8 protein-coding genes are annotated in these 10,860 nt (G+C 36.1%); 3 read left to right on the top strand and 5 right to left on the bottom strand.

The annotated features are described in order from the left end of the window. Positions 1–636 (bottom strand): hypothetical protein (locus HNS38_RS18770; RefSeq protein ID WP_371823823.1); only part of this gene is annotated, 636 nt, incomplete at its 3' end. Positions 637–1,451: 815 nt separating this feature from the next. Between HNS38_RS18770 and gap the strand changes: the two genes are divergently transcribed. From gap to HNS38_RS18755, 3 genes are all read left to right on the top strand, one after another. After that, positions 1,452–2,459, top strand: a complete 1,008-nt coding sequence (gene gap, locus HNS38_RS18765) for a type I glyceraldehyde-3-phosphate dehydrogenase (protein ID WP_172283246.1) — start codon at positions 1,452–1,454, stop codon at positions 2,457–2,459. Positions 2,460–2,690: 231 nt separating this feature from the next. After that, on the top strand, positions 2,691–3,281 hold the full coding sequence (locus HNS38_RS18760) for an HdeD family acid-resistance protein (protein ID WP_172346897.1): 591 nt from the start codon (positions 2,691–2,693) through the stop codon (positions 3,279–3,281). A gap of 23 nt (positions 3,282–3,304) precedes the next feature. Continuing rightward, positions 3,305–3,847, top strand: a complete 543-nt coding sequence (locus HNS38_RS18755) for a hypothetical protein (RefSeq protein ID WP_172283250.1) — start codon at positions 3,305–3,307, stop codon at positions 3,845–3,847. Between the two features lie 523 nt (positions 3,848–4,370). On the opposite strand, the gene HNS38_RS18750 is transcribed toward HNS38_RS18755, so the two are convergent. The 4 genes from HNS38_RS18750 to HNS38_RS18735 form a co-directional block, all read right to left on the bottom strand. Next, positions 4,371–4,970, bottom strand: a complete 600-nt coding sequence (locus HNS38_RS18750; RefSeq protein WP_172346896.1) for a peptidylprolyl isomerase — start codon at positions 4,968–4,970, stop codon at positions 4,371–4,373. A 177-nt stretch (positions 4,971–5,147) separates the two neighbouring features. Continuing rightward, positions 5,148–7,061, bottom strand: coding sequence for a T9SS type A sorting domain-containing protein (locus HNS38_RS18745; protein WP_172283256.1), 1,914 nt, complete (start codon positions 7,059–7,061; stop codon positions 5,148–5,150). A 629-nt stretch (positions 7,062–7,690) separates the two neighbouring features. Further along, positions 7,691–9,628 carry a T9SS type A sorting domain-containing protein gene (locus tag HNS38_RS18740; protein ID WP_172346895.1) on the bottom strand — a complete coding sequence of 646 codons (1,938 nt, stop codon included), beginning with the start codon at positions 9,626–9,628 and terminating at the stop codon, positions 7,691–7,693. 324 nt (positions 9,629–9,952) lie between these two features. Beyond that, a partial coding sequence (locus HNS38_RS18735; protein WP_172346894.1) for a T9SS type A sorting domain-containing protein occupies positions 9,953–10,860 on the bottom strand: 908 nt, incomplete at its 5' end.

Here is a 10,860-nt window from a genome sequence, read left to right as displayed (position 1 = left end):
AACACCGTTTGTAATTTGTAAGCTTTCGGTTTTGGTTTTTCCTGCTACTTCCAATGCATTGGAATCATTGGCATCATCGGTCCCTATTCCTACATTTCCCCATTTATCAATACTCATTCCTCTCATGCTTGTCTTCCCAGCTCCACCACCTCCATACAGTGATTTTAATAAAAGCGTTTTCCCTGTATTTGTACTACCGAAACTAATCAAGCCATTTACTGTTGAAGCAAAGTTCAATTCAGTATTGGTTCTTATTTTACCATTTACGTCTAGTCTTATACCGCTAGAACTCACTTTTCCTATTCCTACATTTCCAGTGCTATAATACAAATTGGAACCTGAAGTATTCCACGGAGAGTCACTACCTCCTCCAATAGCACCGCTAGCTGCAACCCATGTTCCATTACCATAGGCATCAGAAGTGAGCACATATCCATTTTGGCCTCCTGGCATTTTAAACCCTGTTGCCGATATGGTGCCTGAAACATCTAAAGTGGTCGAGGGGTTTGTTATTCCTATTCCTACCTTACCTGCATTATAATAAATGTCAGTTCTACCACTTAATGACCATGTTTGTGCATCTACTACATTTGTTATCAATAAAATAAAAAGGGTATATAAAATTTGTTTTTTCATTTGATTTCATAATTATATCAAAGCCTCTATATAAATAATTATTTATAGGCTTTCTTGGACTATAGCCATTGAAAAAATTGCTATCCGTCTCTATTATTTTTAATTTTGCAGCTTATTCGGCCCGTTTCTAAGTTTACTCCGGATTTGTTGCGAAAATGGTGAGAGCTAAGGACGGGCTGATTATTTCTTCCTTTTTCATGAAAAATGAACCAAATAAGTGAAACAATGGCCGCCCACTAGCTAAATAAAATTGTTTTTCCCTAATCGAAAAATCCTCATACAGGTTTGCTTAATAGACCACATAGACTGAAGCTTTAACAAAAAATAGAGAATCAAATATTGTTATATATACATTCAGATATGTATGAGTGAGGGGGGGGGGTAAATACTTACAGCTCCTGAAAAGACTGTATCTATTTTATTACAAGTATTTTGAATCGAGCACATACGAAGATTGTTAAATTAATCACAGCAAATATATGTGTTTTCTTTTTATATACAAATGAATTAAATATTTATTTATGAATTGTAAATATAGAGCAGGTTCTGTTTATTAATACTTATTTTTAGGTTTTCGTACCCTAGTTTATGAACTTTTTCTTTTTCTCTCATGGCAATAATCTGCTCAAGCCAGCCAATTTATTTTCCATTTTTTTTAGCCTGTATTATATTATACCTGCTTTTTCTGAGATTCAAACGTTTGCGCTGAAATATTATCAATTCTTAAGACTAAATTGAATCTAGCTTTTAAGGAAAATACCTATCTTTACCATCTCAATAATAAAGAAATTTTATAAACTGAAAATATTAGGATTATGTCGACAATTAAAGTTGGAATTAACGGATTTGGTAGAATTGGAAGATTAGTATTTCGTGCTGCTGCTAAAATGGAAGGCATTCAAGTTGTTGGAATTAACGATTTGATTGATGTAGAATATATGGCTTACATGCTTAAGTACGATTCTGTTCATGGTAGATTTGATGGTGACGTAGAAGTTAAAGACGGGAAATTAGTAGTTAATGGTTACGCTATTCGCGTTACTGCCGAAAGAAACCCAGCTGATTTAAAATGGAATGAAGTAGATGCTGAATACGTTGTTGAAAGCACAGGTTTATTCTTGACTAAAGAAACTGCTCAAGCTCATATCGATGCTGGTGCAAAAAGAGTAGTAATGTCTGCTCCATCTAAAGATGCTACTCCAATGTTTGTGTGTGGTGTTAACCTTGATAAATACACAGCTGACATGAACATTGTTTCTAATGCTTCTTGTACAACTAACTGTCTTGCTCCAATTTCTAAAGTACTTCACGACAACTTCGGTATTGTTGAAGGCTTAATGACTACTGTTCATGCTACTACCGCTACACAAAAAACTGTTGATGGTCCTTCTATGAAAGACTGGAGAGGTGGACGTGGAGCTGGAAATAATATCATTCCTTCTTCTACTGGTGCTGCTAAAGCTGTTGGTAAAGTAATTCCTGAATTAAACGGATTATTAACGGGTATGGCTTTCCGTGTACCTACTGCCGACGTTTCTGTTGTGGATTTAACTGTTCGCTTAGAGAAGCCTGCTTCTTACGAAGCTATAAAAGCTGCTATGAAAGCTGCTGCTGAAGGCCCAATGAAAGGTGTTTTAGGATATACTGAAGAAGCTGTTGTTTCTCAGGATTTCGTTGGTGAGTCTTGTACGTCTACTTTCGATGCTGATGCTGGAATTAGCTTAAACGACAACTTCGTGAAAGTGATTTCTTGGTATGATAACGAAATGGGATACTCCATCAAAGTTCTTGAATTAATCAAGCACATGAATACAGTGAAGTAATCTTCACACCAAAAATATTTTGAAAAGCTCTAGAGAAATCTAGGGCTTTTTTTATACTAGCTAGAGTGGATTTGCAATACGCTCATTATAACTTGTTGATTATATTATTGGATTGAAAATCCGATAGAGCTAGTTTCAAGCATAGCTATTATCAGACCCTTACTCTTGTATTAAAGAATTCCCCTAGGTTTTAAAGAACGAAAATTATTATCTTTGAAAAAAATAAATAAAATGGAAGCTTTAAAAAACAAATGGTTTTTATTGATGGCTAATGCCGCTATCGCTATTATTGCAGGAATTGTATTCTTATTTGTACCAGAACAAACGCTAGCTACTATCGGTTTTGCGGCAGGTATCATTATTCTACTCAGTGGGTTATTCTTAGTTTTTGGAGCTTTCTCCTATGCCAAACAAGGTAAAAATATGTTCTTCTGGTTGGTAGAAGGTTTAATCAACCTTTCTCTAGGTGTGATATTAATCGTGAACCCTAGTTGGTTATTAGAATTTTTATTGATCTTAATCGGGCTATGGGCATTAATACTTGGCATCTTCCAATTATACACAGGTTTTGCACATTCAAAACAAATCAAAAACGCTACCCTACTCAAAATAAATGGATTTGCGGCCCTCGTTATAGGCTTGATTCTATTATTCAAACAAGATATGGTAGCCAGTTTTATTATTCAATTATTAGGAGTAATTAGTATTCTTATTGGTGGAGTGATGATGTATTTTGCTTTTATGATGAAAAAAGTAGCCAAACAAATGAATCCTCCTGCTGTAGAAGCAGATATTATTGTGGAGTCAGAAGAAGATAAATAAGTGACAGTTGATCAATCTGACTTATGAATGAAATAGAAGCTTTTCTAAATAAGAACTATGGAAAAGTTCATGCCCTTGATTTGGCTGAAGTTTTGTCTCGTCAACCTGAAAGAATACCAGAATTACTAAAAATCATTTTAAAAGAGGAGGAGCCTATATCTCGACGTGGTGCATGGTATTTTAGCACCCTCTTCGATAAATATCCTCATCTGGTCATTCCTTATGTAGACGAGTTAATTTCGAACTTAGAGAACATCAAATCTCAAGCCATCCTCCGTTGCTTTTTAAGAACCATATCGCGAGTTGAAATAGCGGAGCCATATCATGCCTATCTTATTCAATATTCTGCCGATGCCATCATGAGCAATAAGAGTGAAATTGCGGTGAAGGCCATGGCCATGGATATATTCTTCCAAATAGCAAAATTCCAGCCTGAACTATTCAATGAGCTAGAATATATGATTGAACTGATTTATCCTGATGGTAGTAGAGGGATTCAGAATAAGTGCCGCAAGATGATTAAGTATATTGAAAAGACTAGATCTGGAAATACAAAAAGGAAGTGAGAAGAATGAAGCTGGAAGTGAGAAGAATGAAGCTGGAAGTGAGAAGTTCCTTTCAGATGAAAAAACAGCTAGAACGGATTTGCAATCCGTTTTTTTACAGTAAATATATCAAATCGGATTACAAATCCGATGGAGCTGGTTTGCCATGCTTTCCTGCGCCAAGCTTGCAATGACCTTCCTTCGGAGAGACATACTACGAATGGGGTTCATAGAAAGCACGGTCATGGCGAGCGCAGCGAAGCCATCTCTTACAACCTACTCAGCATTTTATAAATACGCGATTCAATTGAAACACCAGCTTGGACAGGTTTGCAATCCGTTCGTTATCAAAAGCATATAATAAATCGGATTACAAATCCGATGGAGCTGGGGCTAGAAGATAGAGCTAGGTTAAGCTATGATATAGAAAAAAGGCTTGAAGCAGGGAGCTAGAAGCAAGAAGTGCATATTTATAACAATCCTTGCTTCGAACTTCTCGCTTCAAGCCCTTGCCGTATATTTTTACAGCAAGACTTATCTATGCTTATCCACAACCGCAAGAACCTTGTTCTTCGCTACTACAACAGCTGTCATTTGAGTTTTCATCTTTTGAAGAACTGCCGCAAGAACCACCACCTGATCCACTACCACATCCGCAACCATGGTGTGCTGGAGGATTTAGCTCCTCATAAGTAGCTTCTCTAACCATTTCTATCTTTCCGGTAAAGAATAAATCTTGACCAGCTAGAGGATGGTTGAAATCCATTTTCACTTCTGTCTCTTCAACCTCACGTACAACCCCATTCATTCTACGTCCTTGGCTATCCATCATTGGAATCTGATTACCAACAGTAAGAATCTGCTCATTTACGGTTCCGTCTTGAGCAAAAATATCTTTATTTAATTTGATTAATAATTCCTCTTTAAAAACACCATAAGCTTCGGCACAAGGAACCACAAAATTAAATTCCTCTCCGGCTTTCATCCCATCCAGCTGACTTTCGAAACTTGGGAGCAAACCGCCTTGCCCAAAGATAAACTCAACAGGTTTAGTTTCGTCGATGGTCTCGATTACTTTACCTTCTACATTGTCTTGTTTGAGTGTATATGTGATAGCGGCCACTTTATTTTGACTAATTTCCATAGTATATTTCTTTAAATTTTTGCAAAAATAACAAGCTTATTCTTATTGTTTAGTTTTTAACATTATTTTCCGAAATATTTCACATTTATTAGGAATAGCATCAAACAAAAAAAGGTCTGACTATAAAGCCAGACCTTCTTCTATTAATTAATTAAAATGACATATGTATTTGGAATATTATTCCACAATCATTTTCTTAGTTACACTTTCGTTACCAATGGTAACAGTGTAGAAATAAATACCTGCTTCTAAATCATTAGCAGGAAGCTCAACCTTCATGGTTCCATTAATGACACCAGCATCTATAGTATAAATTGACTGCCCCATTAGATTACTAACTTCAATCATTACAGATTTAATAATATTGCTAGATAATTCGATTGTTGTATAAGAAGAAAATGGATTCGGTTGATTCTGAGTAACAGTAAAACTATTATCACTTACAACAAGACCATCTTCAAGACCATCAACCAAATATCCAATTCCATTAATATAACTATGTGTTACAGGAGCTAAATCAGATCCGCCACCAAATTCAGATGGAGAAACAGACGTGACCACTGGAAGTTGTATATAATTACCTACAGTTTTACATATTTGACCTACATTATGGTAAAAATAGAATCCAGCATATAAATCATCATAAGTAAAGTTGGTGTTAGGGAAGTCAACATTGAAACTACCTCCATTCACAAACCTACCAGCCGTTTTAATATTTGGTGCCCCATTTTCACCTTCATAATTATCAGGATTATCAGTATCGGCCCAAACAGCAAAGACAGCACTACCGTCTTCAGTTCTAGTTGCGCGAAGTCTTGAACCCCAACCAATATCACCTAAACCATAGGCAGAACCATCAGCTACATCATCAGCTACAATAGAGTCCACATACATTACTTCTTGCATTCCATCAGCGCTAACTTCAATATTATAGATATAATCTAGATTACCAGTATAAGAATACAATAAGGAATCAGGGTGAGTTGAAAAAGTACCAGTTACTTTTACAAATAGTTGCAAATCGCCATTGGCATCAACAACGCCATCCATTTCACTTAATAAAGGCCACATGGGTCCATTAAATTGATTAGTAGCCCATAAGTATTCACTCATTACTTCATTATCTTCAAGAGGAATCTCAATCTGATCCCAATCTTGACCTTGATTTTCAGTTCTAAATACGATAGGAGAATATCCACTTTCACCTTCTAATTCAGCATCTACACCATTCATCCAGGTATATCCAACAGAACCATCATTTGACCAAGCATTACCAAAAGTCCAAAGGTTAAAGGTTGTACCATCGGTTCTTAAAGCTAAATCTACTGGAATATCTACAACATCCCAATCAAAACCAGAACCATTAAACTCAGCATACCATGCAGCAATATTCATCTCCGTTGATAATCCTGCTCCATTATCTTGATATTTGGAATCCACAACATGGGCCACACCATCAGAACAAACTTGCAAACCATTACGAATCAGCTGGCTACCAGACCATTCTGGATCAACTGGAATCAATTCATTTACTAATTCTTCTCCATTTACTTTCGATGTAGCAAAATAGTTACTTAACCAGCCAGCACCATCTGTTACAGGGCCACAGCTTAATATATAAGCTTGAGCAGGATCAGTATTTCCATCAGGATTATAGATTACTCCAGAAGGGTATCTACACGCATCACTAGTATTCATTAACCAAGTGTCAGTCCAAGCATTACCGCCATCAGATGAGGTAGCTGTAATAATATTACCACTATTTAGTGCCTCTGGATAGGTAGCAGGATCAGTTCTAAATGTGAATCCATAAGTACCTAATTCTTGATTATAATCAAAATATCTTTGATCTTCTAGTAGGACAGAATAGATATTAGCAGATTTCCCAACATAAACTCGCTCTACAGATTGAGTTCCTTTAAAATCAAAATCAGCAGAAACCACAGGAACCGGTTGGGTTGGTGCAATAGGCATATCAATCTTATTCTTTGAATTTGCCTCTGATTTGTGTTTTTTAGCTGTTTTCTTCTCATCAGCCATTGCACCGATAGAAATACTCAAAGCCAAGGTAAATAGTAAAATTTTTCTCATATGAATAGTTTTTAAAATTAAAAACGTAAAGCTAATGATAAATTTTGATATATTCTTCTTTTCCGTTAATATTTTATTGTCAATACATACTATTTATTAGGGCATTATAAATATACATAATACATTTATACATCCATATTGTATTTTTATCTATTTATCTAGAATCGTGTTGGATGATCTCAAATACTATAACGATTACTATGAGCTAAATGGTTGCCTCAAAAGATAAATCTTATCAAGAAAGTGATTTCTAATTAAGCTTGGGGTGGGTTCGACAACATAATAAACCAGCTCAAGCAGAAATGCTTTCCGCCGGTCTAAATTTAAAACGTTTCCAATATTGTTAAACATACTCCATTTGGGGTTTTGACTATACCTTTTTAGAAAAGGTGAAAAAGGAGTATGAACCAATTAGATTCTAACTCAGAGGTCGGCAATAAGAAAAAGCTTCGCTATTGCTCTATCTTGCCGACCTAAATGGCATTCATATCCAAGGGCTTTGCTCGAGGCTATTCATATGGCGCCCTTTCAAGGCTTATGATTTAATGTCTGGGCAGAGCGCTGTCAGGGGAGCACAAAAAAGGTCCAGCTTTTCAGCCAGACCTTTTAAATATGATATTTGAGGAATATTATTCCACAATCATTTTCTTAGTTACACTTTGGTTACCAATAGTAACGGTGTAAAAATAAACACCTGCTTGTAAATCAGTAGCTGGAATATCAATATTCATTGAACCATTAATCATTCCTGCATTGATAGCATAAACAGACTGTCCCATAAGGTTACTAACTTCAACTCTTACATCAGCTACAGTAGTACTGTTAACAGTAACAGTAGTAAATGTAGAGAATGGGTTTGGAGAGTTTTGAGCTACCTCAATACTTAAAGTAGTGTTCATTTCGCCTAAACCAACAGTACATAAAGGAGCAAACTCGATACCTGTAATGAAGTTAACAGTGATAGCATCAGCAGTAGCAGAACCATTACTTGCAAATTCACCAGGAGTAATACCTTGGATATAAGGAATAGTATAATTACCATCCTCATTCATATAAGCCCACTCAGCACCAGCTGGGTAATAGTAAAACTTTTCGTATAAAGTTCCTTCTGTAAAACATACAGGAGAATCCATAGTAACACCATCAGTAATACATTTTGACCAACCAAAGATATCTGGCTCAATATTTAATTCACTCTCTGGTACATTTCTAGTATCAGTCCATGTAAAGAATACTTCAGTTTCTGTTGCATTTTTGGCAGCAAATAACCGGTGTTGCCATCCATTACCAGCATAAGAACCTTCTTCATCATTTACATTTTGTGTATTCAATGAATCGATCCACATATACTCTTGAAGACCATCAGGAGTAAAAGTCATACTTACTAAATCACCAGGATAAACCCATGCATATCCAGTTGAGTCAGGATACATAGTTACATCTGCAGAGTGAGAACCAACAGCTGCAAACATTTGAAGGTTTCCATTAGCATCTACAACACCTGTTGATTCGAAGAATCTAGGAATCACCATATCAGTACCACCAGCATTGATCAAAAACTCATAGAAGAAATCTTGAGCATCACCATCTAATAAGTCATAGTCTACAAAATCCCAAGAGTCACCACCATCGTTGGTAACATAAAGAATAGGTTGATAACCAGTAGCAGCTTCAGTAGAAACACCATTCAGCCACACATACCCAGTTTCACCATCGGCAGACCAGCAAATCTCAAGACCAGAATCACTTCCAACATACATACCTGTCCACTGGATAACACCATCAGCAGGATCAACATCAACCTCAACTTCAAGAGTATTTGAGAAATCCCACACAAACTCATCACCGTCTAATTCACCTACTATCAATTCGAATTCGGCTTCAGTAAAAGAAGACCAGTCACCTTTAGCTTTAAGGTTTAAAGCACGAACTTCATTATTTACTTGTTGTAAACCATACTGGTTCCAATATCCATTATGAGTATAATCTGGATCAGTATCTTGCCATACATAGTTAGTGAAAGCATCACCACCTATCATAGCAGAACCATATACTTTATAATTCCAATCTACAGCAGTACTTTGTCCGATGCCATAAGCATCAGCAACAGAAGTATTTCCTTCAGGATTGAAAACTATACCTGCAGGATAATAATTTGTTAGACCTTCTGCAGTATTGTCAGAAACCACAACAGGACCTTGCCATGTTTGACCATGATCTTCAGAATAGAACATACCAGTAGTACCATCTTCATTGGCCACATCGTAAGTTTCTCCATCTAAAATAAATGTAACACTAATTACATCCAATTCTGGATTATAATAAATAACGTGTGGCTCTTCTCTTCTTAAACTTCTTTGAGAATGCGCAGTACCAACAACGATTCTGTTGATGTCTTCCTTAACCGCTCTGTCAGTATTAATTTCTGGCATTGGTCTTGGAGCAACAGGAGCTTGCTCTGTAAGTTCGGCAGCTCTCTTTTCTAACTTAGCTTTAGCAGGCTTATTTTGCGAAAATCCGGAGATAGCAAAACCCGCTACTAAAACAAATAGTAACAATTTTTTCATATGAACGCTTTTAATTAATTAATAGAAGCTCCAAATATATGAAATATTTTCGTGTACAAACACAGTAATAACGCGTGTTTAAAGCACATTGTGCTTAGCTTGCACATAACCCCTAATAAAATATTCTCAAAAACGGACACTTGTTATTCTTGTAACATCTGTAAAAACAATACATTTAGACTATTATTATTGAATAATAAAATAGGTGAATTTCGGGATATTAACTAAGTGAAATAGTTTGTTAAAAAACAGAATATGGAAGGCGAAGGCAAAAAAAAAGAGCTTGATTAATAAATCAAGCTCTTTTTTTTAATAAACGATTGCTTATTCTACAATCATTTTCTTAGAAATACTTTCGTTACCAATAGTAACAGTGTAGAAATAAACACCAGCTTCTAAATTAGCAGCAGGAAGTTCAACACGCATGGTATTATTGATGATACCAGCATCCATAGTATAAACTGTTTGTCCCATTAGGTTACTTACTTCAACCATAACTGGAGCCACCACTTGACTAGTTAATTGGATAGTTGTAGAACCTGAGAATGGGTTAGGGCTGTTTTGAGTTACAGCAAAATTAGCAACAGTACTTGCTTCTTCTAAACCAGTTACCCAAAGGAATTTAACATCTTTTACAAAACTATGAGTTACAGGAGTTAACTCATTTCCAGAACCAAATTCAGATGGAGTTACAGTAGTCACAACAGGTAGGTGAATATAATCACCTTCTATTGTACTGATCTGACCCACATTATGGAAGAAATAGAAACCTGCATATAGGTCATCAGCAGTAAAGTTAGTAACAGGGAAATCTGTGAAATCACCACCATTTACCAATCTACCAGCAGCCTTAATATTTGGAGCACCATTCACACCTTCGTAATTATCTGGATTTTCAGTATCAGCCCAAACCGCAAATACAGCGGTTCCATCATCACTTCTTGTGGCGCGCAGTCTAGAACCCCAACCTTCAGCACCTAAAGAATAGGCAGAAGATGCTTCCACATCATCAGCAACAATAGAGTCCACGTAATATACATTTTGCACACCGTCCATATTGATTTCAAGATTATAGATATAATCTAAATTATAAGAATAGGAGTATCCAATAGAATCAATATGTGTAGAAAAAGTACCAGTGGCTTTTACAAATAATTGTAGTTCACCATTTGCATCAACAACACCATCAAGTTCTGTAACTTGAGGCCACATTGGACCATTAAACTGATTAG

Source organism: Lentimicrobium sp. L6 (genome assembly GCF_013166655.1).
Taxonomy (GTDB): domain Bacteria; phylum Bacteroidota; class Bacteroidia; order Bacteroidales; family UBA12170; genus UBA12170.
Note: the sequence above shows the minus strand (reverse complement) of the source record. Positions and strands in the feature narration are given on the sequence as shown.